Source organism: Pseudoduganella aquatica (assembly GCF_020865585.1).
GTDB lineage: Bacteria > Pseudomonadota > Gammaproteobacteria > Burkholderiales > Burkholderiaceae_D > Rugamonas > Rugamonas aquatica_A.
Genome location: NZ_CP086370.1, coordinates 1204778 through 1228764, shown reverse-complemented (window position 1 = coordinate 1228764; position 23987 = coordinate 1204778). Strand labels below are relative to the sequence as shown.

The 23987-nt window shown below is 65.5% G+C and carries 20 protein-coding genes; 10 read left to right on the top strand and 10 right to left on the bottom strand.

Features of this window, described 5'->3' with window-relative positions:
* Positions 1 to 129 precede the first annotated feature (129 nt).
* The 6 genes from KT882_RS05395 (at position 130) to KT882_RS05370 (ending at position 8452) form a co-directional block, all read left to right on the top strand.
* Positions 130 to 1491, top strand: coding sequence for a sensor domain-containing protein (locus KT882_RS05395; protein ID WP_228894766.1), 1362 nt, complete (start codon positions 130 to 132; stop codon positions 1489 to 1491).
* A 77-nt stretch (positions 1492 to 1568) separates the two neighbouring features.
* Entirely contained in the window at positions 1569 to 3161 is a 1593-nt protein-coding gene (locus KT882_RS05390; protein ID WP_228894765.1) for a glycoside hydrolase family 43 protein, read from the top strand.
* Positions 3162 to 3173: 12 nt separating this feature from the next.
* Entirely contained in the window at positions 3174 to 4997 is a 1824-nt protein-coding gene (locus KT882_RS05385) for a glycoside hydrolase family 28 protein (RefSeq protein WP_228894764.1), read from the top strand.
* A 180-nt stretch (positions 4998 to 5177) separates the two neighbouring features.
* Positions 5178 to 6815, top strand: a complete 1638-nt coding sequence (locus KT882_RS05380) for a M28 family metallopeptidase (RefSeq protein WP_187358790.1) — start codon at positions 5178 to 5180, stop codon at positions 6813 to 6815.
* A gap of 259 nt (positions 6816 to 7074) precedes the next feature.
* On the top strand, positions 7075 to 7653 hold the full coding sequence (locus KT882_RS05375; protein WP_161074159.1) for a TetR/AcrR family transcriptional regulator: 579 nt from the start codon (positions 7075 to 7077) through the stop codon (positions 7651 to 7653).
* A gap of 85 nt (positions 7654 to 7738) precedes the next feature.
* Positions 7739 to 8452, top strand: a complete 714-nt coding sequence (locus KT882_RS05370; protein WP_161074160.1) for an SDR family oxidoreductase — start codon at positions 7739 to 7741, stop codon at positions 8450 to 8452.
* A 38-nt stretch (positions 8453 to 8490) separates the two neighbouring features.
* Here the strand turns inward: KT882_RS05370 and KT882_RS05365 are convergent, their stop codons facing one another.
* The 8 genes from KT882_RS05365 to KT882_RS05330 all read right to left on the bottom strand — a co-directional run bounded on the left by KT882_RS05365 (position 8491) and on the right by KT882_RS05330 (position 16745).
* A complete protein-coding gene (locus KT882_RS05365; protein ID WP_161074161.1) occupies positions 8491 to 8976 on the bottom strand; it encodes an SRPBCC family protein in 486 nt (161 codons plus the stop codon).
* Positions 8973 to 9305 (bottom strand): ArsR/SmtB family transcription factor, encoded by a 333-nt coding sequence (locus KT882_RS05360; RefSeq protein WP_228894761.1) that lies wholly within the window; start codon positions 9303 to 9305, stop codon positions 8973 to 8975. The genes KT882_RS05365 and KT882_RS05360 overlap by 4 nt, the downstream gene beginning before the upstream one ends.
* Positions 9306 to 9430: 125 nt before the next feature.
* On the bottom strand, positions 9431 to 12004 hold the full coding sequence (locus tag KT882_RS05355) for a TonB-dependent receptor plug domain-containing protein (RefSeq protein WP_228894759.1): 2574 nt from the start codon (positions 12002 to 12004) through the stop codon (positions 9431 to 9433).
* 297 nt (positions 12005 to 12301) lie between these two features.
* A complete protein-coding gene (locus KT882_RS05350) occupies positions 12302 to 12532 on the bottom strand; it encodes a hypothetical protein (RefSeq protein WP_161074164.1) in 231 nt (76 codons plus the stop codon).
* 1 nt (position 12533) lies between these two features.
* Complete coding sequence (locus tag KT882_RS05345) at positions 12534 to 14168, bottom strand: M28 family peptidase (protein ID WP_223149376.1); 1635 nt, start codon at positions 14166 to 14168, stop codon at positions 12534 to 12536.
* A gap of 23 nt (positions 14169 to 14191) precedes the next feature.
* Entirely contained in the window at positions 14192 to 14902 is a 711-nt protein-coding gene (locus KT882_RS05340; RefSeq protein ID WP_228894757.1) for a glutathione S-transferase N-terminal domain-containing protein, read from the bottom strand.
* An 84-nt stretch (positions 14903 to 14986) separates the two neighbouring features.
* The gene (locus KT882_RS05335) at positions 14987 to 15082 is read right to left on the bottom strand and encodes a PEP-CTERM sorting domain-containing protein (RefSeq protein ID WP_161074166.1); all 96 of its coding nucleotides are present in this window, start codon (positions 15080 to 15082) and stop codon (positions 14987 to 14989) included.
* Between the two features lie 4 nt (positions 15083 to 15086).
* Positions 15087 to 16745, bottom strand: coding sequence for an acyl-CoA dehydrogenase family protein (locus KT882_RS05330; protein ID WP_161074167.1), 1659 nt, complete (start codon positions 16743 to 16745; stop codon positions 15087 to 15089).
* Between the two features lie 169 nt (positions 16746 to 16914).
* Between KT882_RS05330 and KT882_RS05325 the strand changes: the two genes are divergently transcribed.
* The 3 genes from KT882_RS05325 (at position 16915) to KT882_RS05315 (ending at position 20330) form a co-directional block, all read left to right on the top strand.
* Positions 16915 to 18756 carry a hypothetical protein gene (locus KT882_RS05325; protein WP_161074168.1) on the top strand — a complete coding sequence of 614 codons (1842 nt, stop codon included), beginning with the start codon at positions 16915 to 16917 and terminating at the stop codon, positions 18754 to 18756.
* 111 nt (positions 18757 to 18867) lie between these two features.
* Positions 18868 to 19566: a DUF4197 domain-containing protein gene (locus KT882_RS05320; RefSeq protein ID WP_161074169.1), complete on the top strand. Its 699-nt coding sequence runs from the start codon at positions 18868 to 18870 to the stop codon at positions 19564 to 19566.
* 122 nt (positions 19567 to 19688) lie between these two features.
* Positions 19689 to 20330, top strand: coding sequence for a PEP-CTERM sorting domain-containing protein (locus tag KT882_RS05315; RefSeq protein WP_161074170.1), 642 nt, complete (start codon positions 19689 to 19691; stop codon positions 20328 to 20330).
* On the opposite strand, the gene KT882_RS30750 is transcribed toward KT882_RS05315, so the two are convergent.
* Positions 20327 to 21883 (bottom strand): sensor histidine kinase, encoded by a 1557-nt coding sequence (locus KT882_RS30750; protein ID WP_187358791.1) that lies wholly within the window; start codon positions 21881 to 21883, stop codon positions 20327 to 20329. The genes KT882_RS05315 and KT882_RS30750 overlap by 4 nt on opposite strands.
* Positions 21884 to 22024: 141 nt before the next feature.
* Here KT882_RS30750 and KT882_RS05305 point away from each other — a divergent pair, with 141 nt between their 5' ends.
* Positions 22025 to 22657: a GIN domain-containing protein gene (locus KT882_RS05305; RefSeq protein ID WP_161074171.1), complete on the top strand. Its 633-nt coding sequence runs from the start codon at positions 22025 to 22027 to the stop codon at positions 22655 to 22657.
* A 40-nt stretch (positions 22658 to 22697) separates the two neighbouring features.
* Here the strand turns inward: KT882_RS05305 and KT882_RS05300 are convergent, their stop codons facing one another.
* Entirely contained in the window at positions 22698 to 23978 is a 1281-nt protein-coding gene (locus KT882_RS05300; protein WP_228894755.1) for a hypothetical protein, read from the bottom strand.
* Between the last annotated feature and the right edge of the window lie 9 nt (positions 23979 to 23987).

Below are 23987 nucleotides of genomic sequence, written 5' to 3'. Positions count from 1 at the left end.
AGGGGCTTTCTCGTGATTTTTGAATGGAATAACGGCATACGATGCTAGCGCGTTATGCTAGCCTTGAGTAATCAATCCAATGAGCAATACATTGCGCAATCCACAACAAATGAGACTAGAATAGTCACTATGAATCCGCTAGTCAGTGCTCCGGTTGCCAGCTTCACCGATCTCCTGCTTGACGCCGTCTGCATGGTGGACGTCAACGGGCGTTTTGTGTTCGTGAGCGCGGCCTGCGAACGGATTTTCGGCTACCGCCAGGACGAGATGGTGGGCATGGCCATGATAGACCTGGTGGCCCCGGCCGACCGCGAGCGCACGCTGGCGGCGGCGCGCAGCATCATGGACGGCCAGCCCAACAGCCGCTTCGAAAACCGCTATGTGCGCAAGGACGGCTCTATCGTGCATATCATGTGGTCGGCGCGCTGGTCCGAGGCCGACCAGTTGCGGATCGCGGTGGCGCGCGATATCACCGCCAGCAAGCGCGCCGAGGCCATGCAGGCCGCGCTGTACGCCATCTCCGAAGCGGCGCACGCCACCGAAGACCTGCCCGCGCTGTACCAGCGCATGCATCAAATCGTCGGAGGCCTGCTGCCGGTGCAATCGTTCGCCGTGGTCCTGCGCGATGCGCCGGACGACGTCCTCTATTTCGCCTACCACGCCAATGCCAGCGGTCCCGAATCGGACGCGCGGCTGGCCGTGCTGCTGTGCGAGGAAGCGCTGCGGCGCAATATGCCGCTGCGCGTAGCGCCAGATACCATGTCCACCCTGCCCCCGGCGCTGCTGGTGGCCGCGGCCCCGGAACAGGCTTGCTGGATGAGCGTGCCGCTGTGCACGCCGCAAGCCACCATAGGCGCGCTGGTGCTGCGCGACGGCGCCATGTTCGAGGGCGGCGCAGCCTGCCAGGGCTATACGGACCAGGACCAGGAGCTGCTGCTGTTCGTGTCCACCCAGATCGCCACCGCCATCCAGCGCAAGCAGCTCGAATCGCGCCTGCACTTCATGGCCCAGCACGACGACCTGACGCGCCTGCCGAACCGCAGCCTGTTCCATGACCGCCTGGCCACCGCCATCGCGCGCGCCCAGCGCCAGCAAGGCCGCGTGGCGCTGCTGTTCATCGACCTGAACAAATTCAAGCTGGTGAACGACCACTACGGCCACTCGGCCGGCGACAGGCTGCTGCAGGCGGTGGCGCGCAGCATCAGCTCCTGCGTGCGCGAGGCCGACACGGTGGCGCGCGTCGGCGGCGACGAATTCGTGGTGGTGCTGGAACATGTGGCGCGGCCAGAGTTCGCCGCGCTGGTCAAGGAGAAAATCCACCAGGCGCTGGCCGCCCCGGTGGACGTGGGCGACGGCCGCACGCTGCACACTTCAGCCAGCATCGGCATCGCCCATTATCCCGACCATGGCGCCGACATGACACAGCTGCTGCGTTATGCAGACCAGGCCATGTACGCCACCAAGCACCAGGCGCCCGACGCGGTGGCATAGTCCACGTTACAAAAAAGTGTTTGCTTTTAATTGGTCAGGCCAATAGATTATCGGCCAGACCAGTTAAAAGCGACGCCATGAAACCATTCCTGATTTGCGCAATACTCGCCGCACTGAACACTGCGCACGCCACCGAACCCTGGGTTGCCGATCTGGGCAACGGCAACTACCAGAATCCGGTGCTCAACGCCGACTATTCGGACCCGGACGCGGTGCGCGTCGGCGACACCTACTATATGACCTCGTCCAGCTTCAACAGCGCGCCCGGCCTGCCGCTGCTGCAGTCGAAGGACCTGGTGAACTGGGAACTGGTGGGACACGCCCTGCCCAAACAAGTACCCGCAGCGCATTTCGCGGTGCCGCGCCACGGCGCGGGCGTGTGGGCGCCCTGCCTGCGCTACCACGACGGCAAATTCTGGATCTTCTACCCGGACCCGGACTTCGGCATCTACGTCATCACCGCCACCAATTTCAGCGGCCCGTGGAGCGAACCGCACCTGCTGATGCCGGGGCGCGGCCTGATCGACCCCACGCCGCTGTGGGACGAGGACGGCAAGGCCTGGCTGCTGCACGGCTGGGCCAAGAGCCGCGCCGGCTTCAACAACGTGCTCACGCTGCACCCCATGTCGCCGGACGGCCAGCGCGTGCTGGACCCGCAGGGCAAGGTCGTCATCGACGGCAACAAGCTGCCCGGCTACCGCACGCTGGAAGGCCCCAAGTTCTACAAGCAGGACGGCTGGTACTACGTGTTCGCGCCGGCCGGCGGCGTGGAGGAAGGCTGGCAGGCGGTGTTCCGTTCGCGCAGCATCGAAGGGCCGTATGAGGACCGCGTGGTGATGGACCAGGGCGGCTCCCCCGTCAACGGCCCGCACCAGGGCGCGTGGGTGCGCGCGCAGGACGGCAAGGACTGGTTCCTGCACTTCCAGGACCGCAAGGCCTACGGCCGCGTGGTACACCTGCAGCCCATGGCGTGGACCGACGACTGGCCGCTGATAGGCCAGCCCGGCGCCAAGCCCGGCGTGGGCAATCCGGTGGCCAGCTACCGCAAGCCGGTGGCCGGGCACCAGGTCAAGGTGCCGGCCACCAGCGATGAATTCAGCGGCCCGGCGCTGGGCTTGCAGTGGCAGTGGAACGCCAATCCGCAAGAGGGCTGGTACTCATTGGCCGCGCGGCCCGGCTATCTGCGCCTGCCGGTGCTGGCCGCGCCGCAGGCGGACGGCTATGTGCGCGCCGCACCCAACATCCTGGCGCAAAAGCTGCCCGCCGCGGCCTTCACCGTGGACACCCGCGTGGAACTGAACGGCGCCGGCGAGGGCGGCCAGGCCGGCCTTATCCTGAACGGCATGAGCTATGCGTGGCTGGGCCTGCGCAAGCTGGGCGCGGACACGCAGCTGGTCTACACCACCTGCACGCCGTTCGCGCCGCGCTGCAAGGAACAAAGCAAGGTGCTGCTGGCGCAGGCGCCATCCGCGCTGTCGCTGCGCATGGTGATGGCGGAAGGCGCGCAGGCGCAGTTCCTCTACAGCGTGGACGGCAAGGACTACCTCGCCGCCGGCGCGCCGTTCTCCGCCACCAAAGGACACTGGGTGGGCGCGCAAGTGGGCCTGTTCAGTGCAGGCCCCGCCAGCGCAGGCTACCTCGACGTCGACTATTTCCGCCTCACCCGCTAAGGATCACGCAGCATGAAACACACTGAACACCACGCCATCGACCAGCGCCGCCGCGCTTTGCTGAAGGGCGCATCGGCCGCAGCACTGGCCGCAGGCGCGCCGGCCATGGCCGCAGAAAACGCAGCGGTGGATCCCTGGACGCGCGCCGAGCGCATCGCCGCCAAATTCGCCAAGCCGCTGTCCTTCCCGGCGCGCGACTTCGTCATCACCGCGCACGGCGCCCGCCCCTGCCCGATGGCCGAGGCAAAGCCGCTGGCGGGCGCGCACGGCACACCGGCCGCCACCCAGCTGGTGCCCGCGCCCGGTTCGCCGGACAGCCATCCCGCCATCCGCGCGGCGATCGCCGCCGCCAGCCAGGCCGGCGGCGGCCGCGTGCTGATCCCCGCCGGCGACTGGTACTGCAAAGGCCCCATCGTGCTGCGCTCCAACGTCAACGTACACCTGGCGGCAGGCGCGCGCGTGCACTTCAGCGCCAACCCGGCCGACTACGCGCGCCACGGCGAATTCGACTGCGGCCCGAACGGCAAACTGGTGCTGTCGCGCTGGCAGGGCAACGACTGCCTGAACTACTCACCCATGGTCTACGCCCGCAACCAGAACAATATCGCCATCACCGGCGAGGACTGGACCAGCATCCTGAACGGCCAGGGCAACGTGCCCTTCGAGGACGGCGGAGCGGATGGCTGGTGGAACTGGGCCTGGCGCAACAAGCCGGCCGGCGCCACCGCGCGCCAGGGCGTGGTCAACGAAGCCAATCCGGCCTCGCTGTCCGCGCTCGCGCCGCAGCTCACGCCGGCCGAACTCGCCCTCATCAAAGGCAGCCACGCCGACTGGCGCAGCGACGAGAAATACCTGCCCGCGCTGTCCGAAGCGCGCGTGCCCGCCGAGCAGCGCGTGTTCGGCGCGGGCCACTACCTGCGGCCCTGCATGATTGAATTCGTCGGCTGCACGGACGTGCTGATGCAGGGCTACCAGGTGGTGAACACGCCGTTCTGGCAGCACCACCCGGTCAACTGCCGCAACGTGCATATCAAGAAAGTACGCATGGAAAGCATGGGGCCGAATTCGGACGGCTTCGACCCGGAATCCTGCGACACGATACTGGTGGACGGCTGCCTGTTCAACACCGGCGACGACTGCATCGCCATCAAGGCGGGCAAGAACACCGACGTGCAGTACGGCCCGACGCGCGACATGGTGATCCAGAACAGCATCATGAACACCGGCCACGGCGCCATCACACTGGGCAGCGAAATGGCGGCCGGCATTGAGCACGTCTACGCGCAGAACCTGGACGTGCGCAATATGCACTGGGCCACCGATCCGCTCGGCACCGCTATCCGCATGAAGACGAATATGAACCGGGGCGGCTTCCTGCGCCACTTCTACGTGCGCCAGGTCACGCTGGCAAACGGCGTGCGCACCAAGCCGGGCTTCTACACGCCGATACCGGGCGGCGTGATCGCGCCCAAGACGGTGGCCACCAGCGGCGGCGCCATCATCACCATCGACTGCGACTACACGCCCGCCTTCGACAGCGTGCGCACGCGGCCGCCGGAGGTATCGGACATCCACATTTCGGACGTGCGCGTGGCCAATGTGCAGACCGAGGACGGCGCGTATTCCTGCTACCAGGCCTTCGTGCTGCTCGGCCCCGTGGCACACAGCTACAACGGCCCGGCGGGCGTGCCGCTGCTGCCGCTGGCTAACGTGACCATCACCCGCTGCGACTTCGGCACGCCGCGCGCCGCCGAGCCCTGGTTCGTGCACAACGCGCGCAATGTGACGCTCAGCGGCGTCACCATCGCGGGCAAGCGCTACGACACGCGGCTCTAAGGCATGGCGGGTTACGCGCTTTGCGCTAACCCGCCCTACGCACGGCCCGCTCCTAGTAGGGCGGGTTAGCGCGGTGCGCGTAACCCGCCAGAGCCGCCGTTGACCTCCGCCGGGATTAGGCCGATACTTGCAGCGTTTTTGCCTATCCATTACCCAAGGAGGTTCACAGTGAAACACGCCATGCTAGCCACCCTGCTGCTATCCGCAGCTGCGGCGCAGGCCACCGATACGCCCAAGTTCGATCCGCAGCGCCTGTCGCAGGACGTTAAAGTATTGTCGTCGGACGAATTCGAGGGCCGTGGCCCGAACACCGCAGGCGAAGTCAAAACCGTGGACTACCTGATCGAGCAGTTCAAGGCCGCCGGCATGAAGCCGGGCGGCGACCTGGTCAAAGGCCAGCGCAGCTGGACCCAGGAAGTACCGCTGGGCCGCTTTGAAATCCAGGGTCCGGTCACGCTGACACTGAACGACGCCAAGGGCAGCCAGCCCTTCCTGCAAGGCGAGCAGATGGCCGTGCGCGCCGCCATGAACGGCGCCAAGCGCGTGGACTTCGACAAGGCGCCGCTGGTCTTCGTCGGCTACGGCGTGACCGCGCCGGAGCGCAAATGGGACGACTTCAAAGGCCTGGACCTGAAGGGCAAGCTGGCGGTGGTGCTGATCAACGACCCGGACTTCGAAACCGGCGAGGGCGATTTCGGCGGCAAGGCCATGACCTACTACGGCCGCTGGACCTACAAGTATGAAGAGATGGCGCGCCGCGGCGCGCTGGGCACCATCATCGTGCACGAAACCGCGCCGGCCTCCTACGGCTGGGCCACGGTGAAGAACTCCAATACCAACACCATGTACGACATCGTGCGCAAGCAGCCGGCCAAGGCGCACGCGCCGATGGAGGCCTGGATACAGCGCGACGTCGTCGTGGACCTGTTCAAGCGCGCCGGCCTGGATTTCGAGGCGGCCAAGAAGCAAGCGCAAACGCGCGGCTTCAAGCCGCTGCCGCTGACGGGCCTGAGCCTGTCCGCGCATTACGCGGTGGACACGCAGGTGATCAAATCGAAAAACGTCGCCGCCCTGCTGCCGGGCAGCGAGCGCCCGCAGCAGACCGTGATCTACAGCGGCCACTGGGACCACCTGGGCGTGGGCCTGCCGGACGCCAAAGGCGACAAGATCTACAACGGCGCGGTGGACAACGCCACCGGCATCGCCGCGCTGCTGGAACTGGCGCGCGTGTACGGCAAGCTGCCTGCGCCCAAGCGCAGCGTGGTGTTCCTGGCCGTGACGGCCGAGGAAAAAGGCCTGCTGGGTTCGGAATACTACGGCGCCTACCCGCTGTACCCGCTGGAGCTGACCGCAGGCGTGATCAATATGGACGCCCTGAGCCCGCAAGGCCCTGCGCGCAACTTCACCATTTCCGGCAGCGCCAAGCTGGAACTGATCGACCAGACCATAGAAAAAGCCAAGCGCTGGAACATGGCGTACACGCCGGATCCCAAGCCGGAAGCGGGCCACTTCTTCCGCTCCGACCACTTCTCCATGGCCAAGCGCGGCGTGCCGGCGTTCTCCATCGGTTCCGGCCAAGACTGGATAGACGGCGGCCTGGCGGCAGGCAAGGCCGCCGAGGAAGCGTACAACACCAACAACTACCACCAGCCTTCGGACGAGTGGAGCGCGCAGTGGCCGTTCACCGGCATGGCGCGCGACCTGGAACTGCTGTACACCGTGGGCCGCGACCTGGCCGACTCCAAGGACTGGCCGAACTGGGGCGCAGGCTCCGAGTTCCGTCCTATCCGCGACCGCAGCGCCAGCAAGCGTAAATAAAATATAAAAAACCCGCGAGCGCACTACACTCGCGGGTTTTTTTTGGTTTTTCTTGTTGGTGCCGGTATATTTCCCGACCGCCGGCGCCGGTAGTAGCGTCTCTGTGTACGCTATGCCTGATCGTCTCCTCCAAACTCCAATCAGAAGTTCAGTCTAGCAATTTCCACCCGCGCGGCTTTGATATGCGTCAAACAGGCCGTCTTCCCCTGCCCCAAAAATAATGCTTGATTTTTTTAAGCCGACCGGTCATATTATAGCCATGCCCAAGCCCAACGTTAAAGAGCAAATCGTCGCCACCAGCTTGAACCTGCTGCACAGCAAGGGGTTCAATGCGACCAGCGTCCAGGATATTACGGACGCGGCCGGTGTACCGAAAGGCTCGTTCTACAACCACTTCGCCAGCAAGGATGCGCTGGGACTGGAAGTGCTGCGCCGTTATGCGGAGCAGGCGGCCGAGCTGGGCGAAGTGCTGCACAACACCGCCCTGCCGCCGCTGGCGAGGCTGCAGCAGTATTTCGAGGCCTTGATTGCAGCCAATGCCGAGAACGATTTCAACTGCGGCTGCCTGCTGGGCAATTTCAGCACCGAACTGTCGAACCAGATCCCGGCAGCGCGCCAGGCCCTGCACAAGGAGTTCGCGGACTGGACCGAAATGATGGCTGGCCTGATTGCCGAAGGCCAGCGCACAGGCAATATCAGCGCCGGGCAGCCGGCGCTGGAAATGGCCAACTTTATCGTGGACTCCTGGCAAGGCGCGGTGCTGCGCTCCAAGGCCGAGCAAAGCCAGGCCCCGCTGGACAGGTTCTTGCACACTGTACTGACCCGTATTTTGCGTTGACGGCGCACTCCCAAAAGGACGCCGTTTTTTTTGAATCACTTTTAAGACGACCGGTCATATTTACCATCAACCAAAGGAAATCATCATGAACTTCAAAGACTCCGTAGTACTCGTGACCGGCGCCAACCGCGGCCTCGGCCTGGCCCTGGCCAAAGCGGCGCTGGCCGCCGGCGCGCGCAAAGTGTATGCCGCCGCGCGCAACCCCGCCTCCGTCACCCTGCCCGGCGTGACGCCGATCAAGCTGGACGTGACCAGCGAGGCCGACATCGCCGCGGCGGTGCAGGCGATTCCCGACCTCACCATCCTGATCAACAACGCCGGCATCTTCACCGGTTCGGACATCACCACGCCAGGCTCGGCCGATGCAGTGCGCAGGGAGCTGGAAACCAATTTCTTCGGCCCCATGGCGCTGAGCGTGGCGTTTGCTCCCGCGCTGAAAGCCAACGGCGGCGGCGCCATCGTCAATGTGCTGTCCGCGCTGAGCTGGCTCAGCTTCGCCAGCTCGGGCACCTACAGCGTATCCAAGTCCGCCGCCTGGGCGCTGACCAACGGCCTGCGCGGCGAACTGCGCGAGCAGAACACCCAGGTGCTGGCGGCCCACATGGGCTATATGGACACCGACATGACGCACGGCCTGGACGCGCCTAAATCGGCCCCGGCGGACATCGCCCACGCCATTGTCACCGCGCTGGAAGCGGGCGAAGATGAAGTGCTGACCGACGAGATTTCCAAGCAGGTCAAGCAGGGCCTGGGCGCGCCGCGCGGCGCCTACCTGGGCGAGCCGCGCGCAGCGGCCTGAGCAGGCTGCGCCGCCTGAGCTGCCAGAGCCATTGGTTCTCAGGCGCGCAGATGGGCTTCCAGCTGGTCCAGCGTGCCGCCGTAGCCCTGCTGCATCGAAGGGCGCAGTTCGTCGAAGAACTGGTATTCGGCGGCGGTTTCGCCGAAGGGGATGGCGCTCAGCGACACCGTGGTGACGCCGTCCCGCTCGCTGAACGTCACCGTGTTTTCTATCTCCAGCGGGCACGCTTCGCTGAAGGGCGCACGCGCAATGCCGCAATGCTCGTTGGCGAAGGAATTCAGCCACACGATACGTTCCTGCGGCACGATCTCGCGGTAGTTGAAGCGGCCCCACATGGCGGGCATGCCGGCGAACAGCATGGCGTAGTGGAAGAAGCCGCCCGGCCGGAATTCCAGCCGCTTCACTTCCAGCTTGCAGCCCTGCGGCCCCCACCACTGCTGCAGGCGCTCGGCCTCGGTCCACGCCTGCCATACCTTGGCCAGCGGCTGCGGATACTGGCGTGAGATGGTGAATGCTTGCGTCATTTTTTATTCCCTTCCGTTGAGTTGAGGTAATCGCCGAGCCGGTCCAAGCGGTCTTCCCACATGCCCCGGTAAGTTTCCAGCCAGTCCGACACGTCTTTCAGCCGCGCCGCTTCCAGCTTGCACGGCCGCGTCTGCGCCAGGCGGCTGCGCGACACCAGCCCGGCCTGTTCGAGTACTTTGATGTGCTTGGAAATGGCCGGCTGCGTCAGCGCGAACGGCTCGGCCAGCTCGTTGACGGTGGCTTCGCCGGACGCCAGCCGGGCCAGTATGGCGCGCCGCGTCGGGTCGGCCAGGGCGGCGAAGGCGCGGTTGAGCGTATCGGTTTGCATGGGTCGCTTTCTTATATAACCTAATTGGAATATAAGCCGCGAGCAGCGCCATGTCAAATAAAAAAGGGCGGGTTAGCGGCGCATGCCGCATAACCCGCCCCAAGCCACCCTAAGCTGCTGAAGGCTTAGAAGCGGTAGTTCAGCGAAGCGGCGAAGCTGCGGCCGAGCTGGCTGAACTGCGAACCGTCGTAGGTCACCATGGAGTAACGGCCGTTGAAGGTGATCAGATTGCTCTGCACTTCAGCCGGCGTCATGCCGTAGGCGTCGCGCGCGGTGCTGTCCAGGATTTGCTGGCCGGCGGCGTTCATGGCGCGGATGCGCCATTTCGGCGTCACGTTGAACATATTGTTCACGTTGAACGACAAGGTGGTGGACTTGTTCAGGTTGTAGTTCAGCGCGAAGTCGGTCACGGTCTTGGTCTTGAAGGCCGTCTCCAGGTTGGAATCCAGGCCGGCCTGGTGGAAGTAGGTCGGGCCGAACACCGTGTTGTTCAGCGACAGGTTGACGTCCTTGTAGTCCCAGTCGGCACCGATGATGGTCTTGAACTTCGGACGCGAGGTGAACATCAGCGCTTCCTGCGTGGCGTCCAGCACCGACTGGCCAGCGTTGGCCACCAGGCTAGGATTGTTGACCGCGCCGTCGCGCTCGTTTTTCAGCGAGTAGTTGCCCGACAGATTAAGCGTCAGCTTGCCATCCGCGAACGGGATGTTTTTGCGCGAGACCACATAGTCGATGCCCGAGGTGATGCTCGTCAGTGCGTTGACGAAGAAGCTGAGCGATACCAGACCCTTCGGCACCATCACCTTGTCCAGAGGACTCGCCGCGACGCAGGCATTGTAGGCGGCAGTCATAGCTGGCGTCACCGTACCAGTTGGCGGAGTGCAAACCGGCTTGATTTCCTTGCCAAGAACGATGCGGTCTTTGACCTTGATATGGTAGTAGTCGATGGTGATCGAGGTGTCGTTGTCGGGCTTCAGACCCAGGCCTACCGTAATATTGTTCGACTTCTCCGCCGTCAGCTTGGGCACAGTCAGGGCAGCCGCTTCAGGAGAAACGTTGTTCACCAGACCCGAGACCTGGATGCCGGCCCCGGCCACGAAGGAATATTGTGCCTTTTGCGTGAACGTCTGCGCCAGCGAAGGTGCGCGGAAGCCGGTGGAGGCGGAACCGCGCAGCGTGATGCTGTCGCTGACCTTGAAGCGGCTCGAAGCCTTCCAGACGAAGGCGCTGCCGAAGTCGGTATATTTTTCGTAGCGGCCGGTGCCGTCGATCAGCCACTTGTCGCTAATGTCCCAGGTGGCGCCGCCGTACACGCCATAATTCGAGCGCGACGAAGGGAAGGAGTTGATCGGATCGTTGCCGGCGTAGGAGTCGGCGCCGCCCTTGATATAGGACGCTTCCTCGCCCGCCAGCACCTGGTATTTCTCATGGCGCAGCTCGGTACCCGCGTAGGCGCTGACGGTCGGTGTGATCTGCTTGGACACGTCGCCGTTGAACACGTAGTGCTCGAACTTCACGCCGCCCGCAGCGAAGCTGGTGGGCGACTGCACCTTGCTGGCGCCGGAGGCGAAGTCCGCCGCCATGCCCCGGTTGATCGAATTGCTGACGCCGTATTCCTGCTCGTTGCCGCCGTAGGTCAGGCTCACGTCGGCGTTCCAGCCGCCGAGCGGGAACTTCACGCCGCCGGTGGCGTTGTAGTCGTCCAGCTTGCCGATAAAGCTGGGCACATAGCCCAGGTAAGGCGTGCCGGACGCGTGCAGCAGGCCGTAGTCGGTCGGACGCCAGTACGGCGTGCGGTAGTTCGCGAAGCTGTCGATTTTCTTGTGCACATAGGCCGCGTTGCCGTACAGCGAAACGCCGTCGGCCAGGTCGTAGCGGCTGTTGACCAGGGCCTTGGCGGCCTCGGTGGCGGGCGCGCCGTTGATGTTGCCGGCGTCCGGCTTGATGGCCAGGAAGGCCTGCACGTCCTTGATGGTGGCGCCGAAGTCGCTTGCGTCGCCGCGCGCATCGACGATGCCGGGACGGTTGGACAGCTTGGTCTTGGACACGTCCAGCGTGAAGTTGACGAAGCCCTGGTCGCCCAGCGCGATGCCCTTGTTCAGGCTCAGGCCGCCCATTTCGCCGTCGCTCTCGTGGGTGATGCCGCCGCGCGCAGTGATGGAGCCGCCTTCGGAGGCGTCTTTCAGGATGATGTTGACCACGCCGGCGATGGCGTCCGAGCCGTACTGGGCGGACGCGCCGTCGCGCAGCACTTCGATGCGCTTGATGGCGTCGGTCGGAATGGCGGAAATATCGGCGCCGCTTTCGCCACGGCCGGGCGAGGTCTGGGTGTAGATCAGGGAGCTGGAGTTCTTGCGCTTGCCGTTGATCAGGATCAGCACGCGGCTGGGGCCCATATTGCGGATTTCATACGGATCGAGCAGCGAGGTGGCGTCGTTCACCGGGGTCTGCACGGTGTTGAACGAGGGCACGCGGAACTGCAGCGATTTGTCCAGCGTGGACTGGCCGGTCTTGGTCAGTTCGCGGGCGCTCAGGATGTCGATCGGTACCGGGGTGTCGACCAGGGTGCGCTGCGCGCCACGGCTGCCGGTCGATACGATGACCACTTTCTGAATATCGTCCGCCGTCTGCTCCGCAGCGACGGGCGCGGCGGCTGGCTGGACTTCTTCCGCCAAAATATAAGGGCTGGCGGACAACATCAACACTGCAAATGGGAAACTTTTCTTCATGGATCTTCTCTCTTGTAACGGTGTTTTTTGGGTACATCGTCGCTTGTGGCGGGCTTACCAAGATTGAATGTATATGTAACATTTCCACGCGTCCACGCTTTCCAATCATGTGAACTCGAATACAACATTCCATGAAACACTTGTGATACTTGGTTGGAATTGTGTGTAACATGGGACGTGGCCCGTCCGCGCGGCGGACGATACCACTTTATTTTTTTCGCTTGACGGCGAGAGGGAGTTGGGCCGCCGGACGGCGGCCCGGAAGGATCAGCGGCGCGGCTTGCGGACCGGCGCAGCGGCTGCGGAAGCCGATGTGTACAGGGTTTTTGCGTCTTTGTGCGCCTGGTCGAGATTGCGCAGGGCCTTGTCGTCGTCATGCTTGACGAAGAACTCGGCGTCCTGGGCCGCTACTACCAATTTGATGGCGGCAGCGTCCGAAAGGTTATATTTCTCGACGATCAAGGTGGTCACTTCGTCGAGATACTCTTCGTAGGTCATATCATTTCCTAAATGTGTCGCCGAAGAAGTCACCCTTGTTCCAGGTGGGCTTTTCGGCCGCGTTGGCGATCTCCAGCGCGATGTTGTAATTGAGCTGCGCAAAGCGCGCAGCGGCGTCGAAATTAAAGGGCAGGTTCAGGTCGTCCGAGGGCTGGTGGTAGTTGGTGCTCAGGAAGTGCTCCCACTGCTTGGCGCCATCCTCGCCTTTCTGGAACGACGCCATGCCGGTGGCCAGGAAGATGGACGGAATGCCCTGGCGCACGAACATATAGTGGTCGGAACGGGTGAACAGGCCCTGCTCCGGCCACGGGTCCGGAATCAGCTCCAGGTTCATCGGTTTCAGCGCGCGCTGCAGATTGCCCTTCAGGCTGGAATGCTCGGCGCCGAAGGCCATCACGTTCTTGAAGTCGAAGGTCAGCAGCGGCATGTCGAGATTGACGTTGGCCACGATGGCGCGGGCCGGCACCGTGGGGTTGCTGGCGAAGTAATCAGCGCCCAGCAGGCCCTTCTCCTCGCCGGTCACGGCCACGAACAGGATGGAGCGTTTCGGCTTGACCTGGCCCTGGCTGAACAGGCGCGCCGTTTCGATCAGCGTGGCCACGCCGGAGGCGTTGTCCATGGCGCCGTTGAAGATATTGTCGCCGCTCTTTTCCTTCACCTGGCCCAGGTGGTCCAGGTGGGCGCTGAACACCACGTATTCATGTTTCAGCTTGGGGTCGCTGCCCTCTATCATGCCCACCACATTGCTGCTGGCCAGGTCGCTGCGCGTGCTTTGCGAGGCCATGCGCGCCGACAGGTCCAGCTCGCCGCGCGGCAGCGGCTTCTCGGCCGCCACCAGTTCATAGATGCTGTCCAACTTCATCTTCGACTGCGCGAACAGCTTGTGCGCGGCCGGCATGCTCAGTGTGTAGCGGTTTTGCAGCGTGGGCTGCTGGTGCGCCGCCACGCCCTTGCCGTCCACCCAGGCCATGGTGGGGATGTAGCGGTATTCCTTGGCCCGCGCGAAGGGGAAGGCTTTTTCCGAGGCCGGCGTGGGAATGGTGATCATGCCCACGGCGCCGTGGCGCGCGGCCAGCTCGCGCTTCTGCTCGCTGCTGCTGAAGTGCGCACCCTCTTCGGTGGGGAAGCTGCGCGGCTTGCCGGCGAGGACCACGACGATCTTGCCCTTCACGTCCAGGCCCGCGTAGTCGTGGTGCTTGAGGCGGTCCGCCTCGATGCCATAGCCCGCGAACACCAGCGGCGCGGCGGCGGCCGACTGGTCTTCCAGCAAACTGCCGCCGGTCATGTAGTCGTCCAGGTAGGCCAGCTTTTCCGTGCCGCCCTTGCCGCTCAGCTCCAGCAGCGGCGACTCCTGCACCAGGCGCGTGGCGCGCAGCGGCACCCGCTGCAGGAAGCCGCCCTTGTCGCCCTTGGGCGCCAGGCCGTATTGCAGGAACTGCGTGGTGACATAGTGGGCCGCGATGTCGTAGCCCCGGCTGCCCGTTTCGCGGCCTTCCAGCAGGTCGTCGGCCAGGAAGCTGAGGTGGGCCTTGATCATGTTTTTATCGGCGCGCACGCTGTTCGCGTCCTGCGCATGCGCGGCCGCAGCCGCCAGGGCCAGCAGGCCGGCCGCCAGTATCGAGCTAGGTTTTTGCACTCTGTCGTCCTTGGTTGTTGTTATCAGTTCTGCGGGCGCTTCGGAATGTCCAGGCCGCGCTGCACCGCGGGCCGCGCCAGGCAGCGTTCCAGCCAGGCCGGCACGCGCGACAGGCTGGCATAGTCCACCAGCTCGCCCGCGCCGTAGAAGCCGACCAGGTTGCGCACCCAGCCTAACATGGCGATGTCGGCAATGGTATAGCTGTCGCCCATGATCCAATCGCGCCCTTCCAGCCGCATTTCCAGCACCGCCAGCAGGCGCTTGGACTCGTTCACGTAACGCTGCAGCGGGCGCTTGTCCTCGTACTCGCGGCCGGCGAATTTGTGGAAGAAGCCCACCTGGCCGAACATCGGGCCGATGGCGGCCATCTGGAAGAACACCCACTGGATGGTTTCATAGCGCTCGGCCGGATCGGCCGGCAGGAACTGGCCGGTTTTCTCTGCCAGGTAGAGCAGGATGGCGCCCGACTCGAACAGCGCCAGCGGCTTGCCGCCCGGGCCGTCGGGGTCGATGATGGCGGGGATTTTGCCGTTGGGGTTGAGCGACTTGAACTCGGGCGTGTTACTTTCGTCCTTGGTGATGTCGACCAGGTGCGGCTCGTAGGCCAGGCCGGTTTCCTCCAGCATGATGGACACCTTCACGCCGTTCGGCGTGGGCAGCGAATACAGCTGGATGCGGTCAGGATGCTGGGCGGGCCAGCGCTGGGCGATGGGGAATTCGATAGGGTCCGGCATATGCACCTCCGTCTGGGAAAGACGCAAGTGTAGCGCCTGCGCGCAGGTCGTGCAGACCCGGACGCAGGCGCAGGCCAGGCGCGGTCAGGCGCGCAGTGCCTTGCGGCGGCGCGCGGCCGCCAGAGCCAGGATGGCGGCGCCTGCCAGCGCCAGCGAACCCGGTTCAGGGATCACGTGCACCTTGTTAAATTCCGCCGGGCCAGGCCTGCGCCAGCACGGCGCCGCAGTCGGCGCGTCCGTCCAGGGCGCCGAACACGCGGCCCCATTCGCCGTCGTAGCGGCTGGCCAGGAAAGCCTCGGCGCTGGCGGGGGCGGCCTGTTCGCGCATCAGCACCGCCTGCGCGGCCAGCATCAGTTTCTGCGTGTAGCGGCGGGCGCCGGCTTCCAGCTGCTCAGGCGGCTGGCGCAGCGCGTCGCGCAGGGCGGCGATTTCACTGCGCAGGCGCACCTCGTCCCCGGCCCGGCGCTGCAGGTCGTCCAGCAGCAGCTGCATGCTGTCCGGATGGCGCGCAATGGCGCGCAGCACGTCCAGGCACATCACATTGCCCGAACCTTCCCAGATCGAATTGACAGGCGCTTCGCGGAACAGGCGCGCCATTGGGCCGCCCTCCACGTAGCCGTTGCCGCCGAAGACTTCCATCGCCTCGCCGGCCAGCTCGACCGCGCGCTTGCAGATCCAGAACTTGGCGGAGGGCGTGACGATGCGCTTCCACGCCTGCGCGGTTTCCCTATCGCTGCCCGCCTCGCCGAAGGCCTGCGCCAGCTGCATGGACACGCGTAGCGCCGCCTCGCTTTCCAGCGCCATGTCGGCCAGCACGGAGCGCATCAGCGGCTGCTCGGCCAGGGTGCGGCCGAAGGCCTTGCGCTGGCGCGCGTGGTTCAGCGCCTGCACCAGCGCCTGGCGCATGAAGGCGGCGCTGGAGATGCTGTTGTGCAGCCGGGTGTTGGTGGCCATCTCGATAATGGTGGGGATGCCGCGTCCCTCCTCCCCCACCATCACACCCCAGGCGCCGTGGAACTCCACTTCGCTGCTGGAGTTGGAGCGGTTGCCCAGCTTGTCCTTCAGGCGCTGGATGTGGATGGGATTCTTGCTGCCGTCCGGCCGCCAGCGCGGCACGTAGAAGCAGGACAGGCCGGCGTCGGTGCGGGCCAGCACCAGGTGGGCGTCGCACATGGGCGCCGAGAAGAACCACTTGTGGCCGACGAGGCTGTACTCGCCGCCGCGTCCCTGCACACCGCCGGTGTGGGTGGCGCGCGTGGTGTTGCTGCGCACGTCGGTGCCGCCCTGCTTTTCCGTCATGCCCATGCCGACCATGATGGATTTCTTGGCGGCGGCCGGCAGGTCGCGCGCGTCGTGCTCATGGGAGAACAGCAGCGGCTGCAGCTGCGCGTACAGCGCCGTCTCCTGCCGCAGCACGGGGATGCAGGCGAAGGTCATGCTGGCCGGGCAGAAGGAGCCGGCCTCGATCTGGTTGTGCAGGTACTGGCTGGCGGCATAGGCGCTCCAGGCGCCGGCGCGCTGCTCGGCGAACGGCAGGGACACCAGGCCGTGGCGGCGCGTGATGGCCAGGAACTCGTGCCAGCTGGGATGGAACTCCACCACGTCGATGCGCTCGCCGCTGCGGCTATGCGTATGCAGCTCGGGCGGGTGGCGGTTGGCCAGCTCGCCCATGCGTATCACCGCCTCGCTGCCCAGCAGCGCGCCCTGTCCGGCCAGCGCCTGCGCATGCCAGCCGGCCCCGCCGCGCTGCACCGCGTCCTGCAGCAGCGGATCGGTCAGGTAGAGGTTGTAGTCCTTCAGCTCGGCGGACTGGTTGCTGATCTCGTGGGTTTCCCATTGCATGGCGGCCTCCGTTCTTCTGATCGAAGCAGTATAGAGTCATCCGCCCGTTGCCGGAACGCGACTGCGGCGGCTTGCAACCAAAAATCGCTTTGCCCTTGCAACTTGTCAATTTATAATCGAAATCTTGTCCAAGCTGTGATCGCGCAGGAGCACCAAACAGGAGCTTCAAATGGCTGCTTTTCGATTGTCTACCGCAAGCTGGAAATGGCTGATCTGCACCCTGAGCGCCGTCGCCGCGCTGCTGCTGGTGATGGACGCCAGCTGCGCCTTCCGCGCCCTGGCGCTCGCGCAGGAGCAAGGCACGCTGGGCGCCAGCCTGAACGACCACATCGGCCTGCACCCGGAAAGCCAGGGCACGCACCGGCTGCAGATCCTCCAGCTCGATCCCGGCTCGCCGCTGCTGGCCTTCGGCGCCAAGGCGGGCGACGGCGTGCAGTTCGACCGCGTGCAGAACCGATGGCGCCGCTTCACCGTGGGCGAGCCCGTAGGCCTGACCCTGTACCAGTCCGGCCCGCAGGCACAAACCAAGCATCTGACTGTGGCGGCGGTCGCCAGCCCGGTTCCCTTTGCCGAATCGTTCGACTACGCCGCGCGCCTGGCGCTGGCCGTGCCCGCGCTGCTGTTTACCGTGCTGATCGGCATCAAGCAGGGCGAGAACCGCTCGCAGCGCGCGCTGGCCATGGCCTTCTGCGTGCAGAACTTCACGCTGTACATGACCATCAACTACCTGCCGGCCGGGGCCGCCCTCGGCCTGGCCAAGCTGGTCCAGCTCACCGCGTTTCCCATGCTGTGGTACTGCGGCGTGCTGTTCGCCCTGCATTACCAGCAATACCCGGACACGCCGCTGCGGCGCTGGCTGTGGCGGCTGCTGCCGCTGCACCGCGCGCTGTGCCTGGCCACGGCCGCCTATGCGCTGTGGTTCGGCCTGGGCAACGAGGCGCCGCTGCTGCTGCCCTGCACCGGCATCGTGATCGCGCTCGGCGTATCGCTGTGGATGCTGAGCATGGTGGACGGCTGGCGCCAGTCGCGCGGCGAGATGCGCCAGCGCCACTACTGGCTGCTGCTGTCCTTCCTGCTGGGAACCATCCCGCCCATCCTGGTGTGGGTGCCGGCGCTGGACGGCGGCTACCAGGGCATGCGCTGGACCGTGATGGCCATGTTCGCCGGCCAGCTGCTGATGTATATCGGCCTGGCCTATTCCGTGCTCAAGCACCGCGTGTTCCATTTCGAATTCGCCATCAGCCGCATGCTGATCTTCAGCGTGGTCAGCGTGCTGCTGCTGTGCGTGTTCGGCGTGGTGGAGCGGATCTCGTCCTCGCTGCTGCACGGCGGCGGCCATGCGGATGCCCCCACCGTGACGCTGGTGCTGGACGGCCTGATCGCGCTGGCGGTCTACCTGGCCTTCCACCATATGCACGGCCGGGTGGAGCGCTGGGTCGAGCGCGTCTTCTTCCACCAGTGGCACGACAACGAACACAAGCTGCAGCACTACGTGAAACAGGCGGCCCATATCACCACCGTGGACGCCCTGCTCGACTCCTGCCGCCAGGCCATGGACCGCTTCACCAGCCAGGCCGGCTGCGCCATCTACCTGCGCCAGGCGGACGGCCGCTACGAACCGGCCACCGCCGGCACGCTGGCCGGCGCGCCGGACAGCATGGCCGCCGACGACAGCATCGCCGTGGCGCTGCGCGCCGAAATGGCGCCGCAGTTGGGCGGCGGCGGCCAGCTGGCCCTGCCCATGAGCCATCGCGGCACGCTGTACGGCTTTGTGCTGCTCGGCCCCAAGCCCAACGGCGAGAGCTACCGCCCGGACGAATGCACCGCCCTGGACTTCGCGGTGCGCCAGATCGGCCTGGACCTGCACGCGCTGCGGGTGGAGCTGCTGGAGCGCGAAGTACAGAAGCTCACCGAGCACACCGAGCAGCAGGGCAAGGAGCTGCGCCTGATGGCCGGCCGCCGCCAGGCGCCGCGCCACCTGAGCAGCGTGCAGGGCGGCGCGCAGGCCTGAGACGTGGCTGAGGGCTGGGGGCTGGGCGCGGGGCCCGGTGAGGGCTGAAGACTGGCACGCGCGGCGCGCTTGGCGTACCATGCCTTACTGCCCTTATCTTGCGAGTCCGCCATGTTTTCATCCTTCCGCATGCCATCCCGTCTGGCTTACCGCGCGCTGCCGCTGCTGCTGGCCGCCTCCAGCGCCTGGGCCGTCTCGCTGGCCGACCTGTCCAGCACGGACGTGAACGGCGCCCTGAAAGCGGCGCTGGAACGCGGCTCGAACGCGGCCGTGAGCAAGCTCGGCACGGAGAACGGCTTCCTCAACAACGAGAAGGTGAAGATCCCGCTGCCCAAGGTGCTGGAGCAGGCGCGCCCCATCCTGAAAATGACGGGCCACGCGCAGCAGCTCGACGACCTGGTGGTGTCCATGAACCATGCGGCCGAGGCCGCCGTGCCGCTGGCCAAGCCGCTGCTGGTGGACGCGGTCAAGAACATGACGCTGACCGACGCGAAAAACATCCTGAGCGGCGGCGACACCTCGGTCACGCAGTTCTTCCGCGAAAAGACCTCGGCCCAGCTGGGTGTGAAGTTCCTGCCCATCGTGAAGAAGGTGACGGACAAGTCCAACCTCTCGGCCAAGTACAACGGCGCCATGGCCAAGGTGTCGAAAATGGGCCTGGCGCAGGCCGGCACGGTGGAGGACTACGTGACCGAGCGCGCGCTGGACGGCCTGTTCACCATGATAGGCGAGGAGGAAAAAGCCATCCGCAACGACCCCATCGGCACCGGCAGCAAGCTGATCGGCAAAGTATTCGGCGCGCTGAAGTAGTGTCGGAAAATTTTACAGTGCCGGCCGCGCAACGCGGCTGCGTACCGTATTTGCCTACGGCCAATAAACAGGCATGAAACCTGCTTAACATTCATCAACTATAAATGTTTCCGGGATTAAGCATGAAACGCCTGTTCCTCGCGGCGCTGCTCGCCGCCTGCTCCGCCCTCTCGCATGCGGACGTGATCTACGACAACGGCCTGGGCGCGGACGACGCCCGCAGCGGCTACTTCTCCACCGCACTGGCGCAGAGCCGTGTGCTGGACGATTTCAGCCTGGCCGGCACGCGCACCATCAACAGCGTGTTCTTCCAGATGGGCTTGACGGAAGACCCCTTCCTGGGCGCGTTCACCTTCACCATCTACCAAGACCCGGGCAACAACGGCATAGGCGCCGCCATCTACGAGCTCACGCTCAATCCCGGCGACTACACGGCCGTGCCGAACGCCATCATCAGCTATCCCTACACCACCTTCTACGATGTGAACTTCAACGTCGGCGCGGTGACGCTCGATGCCGGCAACTACCTGCTGAGTTTCTACGGACTGGATCTCGAATTCCGCACCGCCAACACCGGCGACCCGGCGGGCAGCTACCTGCAGCTCGATGAAAGCGGCGGCGACCTGTTCCTGCGCGACGGCGGCACGCCCTTCCGCCTGGATGGCAGCACGCCGGCGGCCGGCGTCCCCGAACCGTCCAGCCTGCTGCTCTCGGGCATCGCGCTGGCGGCGCTGGCCTTCCACCGCCGCCGGCGCCGCGCTTAAGCGCCCTGCTTCGCCGGCGCGTTCGCGCCGCGGGCCTGCTGCAGCGCTTCCCACAGCTCGCGGTATTCCAGCCGCTCGGCCATGGTTTCTATGCTGCGCGCCAGCGCCGGATGCGATGGTTCAACGCGCAGCAGCAGCTCGTTGAGTCCCTTGCGGTCCAGGTGCTGGACCGCGTTGCACAGCGCCTCGTAAGTGGCGTGGTCCAGCGCCTGCACCTCGGCCGGCGGCACGGCGGCGGCGTCGGATGGGGCCGGCTCCGCTGCCGGCTGCGCGCCCAGCTGCTCCACGTCGCTCAGGCCGCCCGCCGGGCGCGCGGGGTCGGCGTCCGTGCGCGACAGCGCCAGCACCTGGTCGATCAAGGTCAGCAGATGCTGGCCGGAGTGGTGGATAAAGCGCAGGTTTTCGCGCTCGTCCTCGCTGAGCGACTGCGAGCGCCCCATCAGCTCGGAAAAACCGATCACCGCGTTCAGCGGCGTGCGCAGCTCGTGGCTCATATTCGACAGGAACACGCTCTTGGCGCGGCTGGCCGCCTCGGCCCGGTCCAGCGCGGCCGCCAGCGCCTGCGTGCGCTCCTCCACCAGCTGCTCCAGCCCGCTGCGGTACTGCGCCAGTTCGCCTTCGGCCTGCTTGCGCTCGGCGTCCGCCTGCGCCAGGCGCTGCTGCGTCTCGCCCACCCAGCCCAGCACGCTGTCGCGCGGCGCGGCCGGCGGCGGGGCGGAAAAATCGCCGCTGCCCAGGCGGGAAATATGGCGGTACAGCTGCGGCACCGAGCCGCCCAGCACCGCCAGCACCTCGCCGCGCGCCATCCACACCATCACCAGCAGCATGGCCACCAGGCACAGGAACACCAGCCGCAGCTGGAAGGCGCGCTGCTCGCTGAGCTGCACCACGGTCAGCGTGCGCTGGTCGGCCAGCTGCGAGAACTGGCGGATGGGCGCGAGGATGCCATCCTTGGCGCGGTGGTAGTCCTCGCCGTGCAGCATGGCGCTGGCTTGCGCGCGCGCCGCCGCCGGAGATGGCTTGCCTGCGTCCACCAGGCGCATGGCGGCGAATTCGGTGACGGTGAGCGCGTCCGAGCGCAGCTTGGCCTGCTCCAGCAGGGCCAGTTCCTGCTGCGTGAAACCGGCGTGCCGTATCAGCGCCATCAGGGGCAAGGCGCCCGCCCCCTGGCCGGCCTGGACGGCGTCGGCCGGCAGCACTTCCCAATAGTTGTTCGGTTCCTTGGCGAAGCGCGGCAAGCGGCCTTCCCGCACCGAGATGATCTGCTCGAACTGGCTCCGGTATTGCACCTCGCCGGTGGCGACATAGGTGCGCGCCATGCGCGTCAGTTCGTCGGATGACTGGCGCAGCTGGTTGGCCAGGAAAGCAGCTTGCTGCTGCTGCTCGTTGGCCACGTCGATCTTTTTCTCCGCCCGCACGTAAAACGCGAAACTGACCGCCAGCAGCAGCGACACCCCCAGCGTCAGCCAAAGGTGGACGGTAAGGCGGGACAGGCGTCGGTTCGGAGCGGCCGTGCTGCGCATAGTCGTTGTGGTCGGTGGAGGCGCGCCCATGGTATGCCTATCCCCCCGCAGCGGCAAGTAATGTTGCAATTGGGGCCGCCGATTTTGCAGTTCGTCGCAAAATCCACCACAGCGGCGCGGCCCCTCACTACAATGGCGTTACTAATTACTCAACACAAAACAGGGGAAACCATGCACCGTCTTTTGATCCAGACCGCCATTGCAACGCTTGCCGCCGCCTCCTTCTCCGCCCATGCCGACGAGCAGGTGCGCACCGTGCAGCCGTTCACCGCCATCGACAGCAAGGGCGCCTACAGCATCGTCGTGGAGGCGGGCAAGACCCAGTCGCTGAAGGTGTCCGGCACGCCGAAATTCCTCGGCAGCCTGGTGACGGAAGTGGTGAACGGCGAGCTGAAGATCTACAACCGCGAACGCAACAGCAGCAGCACCACCGGCGATCCGCGCGTGGTGATCACGGTGCCGGCGCTGGCCAAATTCATCGGCGAAGGCGCGGGTGAAACGGTACTGAAGAATATGGCGGGCGAACGCCTGGACGTGAGCTACCAGGGCGCTGGCCGCTTCGAAGCGCAAGGCAAGGTCAAGCTGCTGCGCCTGAAGGCGCAGGGCGTGGGCGAGGTGGATACCAAGGCGCTGGACACCGAACGCGCCGACGTCAATTTCAACGGCATCGGCAATGTGAAAGTCACCGCGCACGATACGCTCAACGCCGTGGTGAACGGCATGGGCAGCCTGACGTATTACGGCAAGCCGCGCCATATCAACAAGACCGTCAACGGCATCGGCAACGTCAACGCCGGCGATTGATTCAGCAATGGCGGGTTACGGCTGCGCCTAACCCGCCATTTCACCGCAAGCTGTCCGCCAATCGCGGCGACGACAGCAGCTGGCGGAAGGCCGTCCAGCGCTGCGCGCGCGCCGTCTCCGGATCGGCCGAGGTGGCGTGGCGCTTGACGTACTCGCCCACCAGATCCGCGCCCACGGTGTAATTGATCACATAGCCCCGGTTGGCGTCGTAGAACCGGATGCGCTGCTCGGCCTTCTCCGGCGGATACAGCAGCACATTGACCAGCCACTCCACCGTCTGCGCGCGCGTGGCCTTGCCGTCCAGGTAGGCGCGCGCGGCGTCGTTGTCCGCGTAGGCCAGCTTGCCGAACAGCTGCGTCAGCGCGGCATAGGTTTCGGCCAGCGCCGGGTCCAGTCCAGCCAGCGGATACAGCACGCCGCGCTCGAAGTCCAGCCGCTCCTGCGGCGTGAACGCCATCAGGATGCCGTAGTTGGCGCTGCCCTCGGCCACCAGCGACATCGGCGAATACAGCGGGTACACGCTGAACTCCTGCCAGTTCTTGCCCTTCACCAGGGTCTGCTCCAGCAGCGCGTTGTAGACGTGGTGGCCGGGGTAGCCTTCATGGCAGCCCAGGTCCACCGCGCGGTCGATATAAATCGGGAATTCGGTATTGATCTGGATCAGGCTGTGCGCGCCGCCCTTGTACCAGTTGTAGCCGGACCAGGGCTGGTTCTGCACAAACTCCAGCACGAAGCTCTCGCCGGCAGGCATGGTGATGTACTTGGCCGTGCGCTCGCGGCAGGCGCGGATGGCCGCCTCCATCACGGGGCGCAGCTTGTCCTTGGGGATTTCCACCTTGGCGCGGAAGGCCTGCACGCGCGCGGCCAGCGGCCCTTCGCCGCCCAGTAGCTTGCCGATGCGGTCCTGCAGCTCCAGGTAGTAGGCGCGGTCATGCTGCGGCGCCACCGCGTTGTACATGGTGGCGGTTTCTTCGTCAAAGCTGAACTTCTTCCCGCCCAGCATATCGACGCGCATCAGCATGGACTGCAGCTGCTTGTCGAGGAAAGCGATGCGCAGCGCCTCGTCTGGATCGGCGCCCGGCGCAGGCAGCGCCTTGCGCGCCGCCGCCGCCTCGCTGCGGATGGCGGCCAGGCTGAGCTTCTCCTTCGCAGCCTGCTCCTGCAGCTGCGCCGGTCCGTAATAAGCGTCCACGTAGGAAGCGTCGTGCTGGCCCACGGCCAGCACCAGCTTCATATAGCGTTCGCCCACCTCCTGAACCGGAGCCGCCCAGGCACTGCCTGCGATCAGCATGGCCACTCCTCCCGCAAGCAGTTTACGCATGCACTATCC